This window comes from Acinetobacter sp. ACNIH3, from assembly GCF_002918965.1.
Classification (GTDB): Bacteria; Pseudomonadota; Gammaproteobacteria; order Pseudomonadales; family Moraxellaceae; genus Acinetobacter; species Acinetobacter schindleri.
Genome location: NZ_PQLP01000134.1, coordinates 1 through 1101, shown reverse-complemented (window position 1 = coordinate 1101; position 1101 = coordinate 1). Strand labels below are relative to the sequence as shown.

1 protein-coding gene is annotated in these 1101 nt (G+C 34.7%); it reads left to right on the top strand.

Features of this window, described 5'->3' with window-relative positions:
* Positions 1-56 precede the first annotated feature (56 nt).
* Positions 57-1085 carry a transposase gene (locus C3420_RS17065; protein WP_103801101.1) on the top strand — a complete coding sequence of 343 codons (1029 nt, stop codon included), beginning with the start codon at positions 57-59 and terminating at the stop codon, positions 1083-1085.
* Positions 1086-1101 lie beyond the last annotated feature (16 nt).

The following is a 1101-nucleotide window of genomic DNA, read 5'->3' as shown; positions in this document are numbered from 1 at the left end:
TAGGACTTACGCATTGACGGATTCAAAAAAGTATTACAATAGTTTATAACGTATCTGTGATCAGACGAACTAAACATGCTTCTACAGCAACTTGTACATTACCCATTTATATGGGCTTTCTCATGACAGAACCGAACTCTATTAGCTGCACACAACTTGCCGAGACTTATAATATCTCGCATGATAGTGTAAATCGCTTTCTAGAGCGTGAAGACTACACACCTCACGACCTATATCAAGAAGCAATTCAACATATTGATAATAATAAGCTTATAGTCAGTATTGATGATACTGTTTTAGATAAACCATATAGTCAACATATGGACTTGGTTAGCTATTTTTGGTCAGGCAAACACCACCGATCCGTCAAGGGTATTAATCTCATTACCTTGTATGCGACAGATCAAAATGGTCAAAATATTCCAATTAATTTCCGAATTTATGACAAATCTGAAAGTAAAACCAAGAATGATTACTTTATGGATATGTTAAGTGAAGTACTTAGTTGGGGTGCAAAGATTCAATTTATTACAGGTGATAGTTGGTATTCATCGACTGGAAATCTAAAAACCATAAGAAAATATGGTATTCGATTTATGTTTGGTATCGACTGTAACCGTAAGGTTTCCCCAGAAAAAGGACAATGGTTTCAACTGCGTTTATTGCCAGATTTCCATCAGGGTCAAGTGGTCTGGCTCAAAGATTTTGGCTTTGTACAATTATTTAAGACTCAGTTAAAAGAACAGCAGAGGTTTTATATTGTGCATCAAGATGAAGATGATTTATTGTCCTTTGAGGGTTTTCATGAATTACATTCAAGTCATTGGAAAATAGAGCAATATCACCGGGTGATTAAACAGGTTTGTCATATTGAAAAGTTTCAAGTAAGACGATCTAAACTGATTTTGAATCATATTTTTTCAGCCTTGATGGCCTACGTTGAGATACAAAAGAACCAGTTTGAGCGGATCTTTGAAAATGTATATCGTTGGCAGAAGAAATTATTTAGACCAATTATCAAAAACTTCATTGATGACTTTATTCTCGATAAAAATCATCTGCTACCACAGAGAGTCTATAAATAACAGTGCGTAAGTCCTA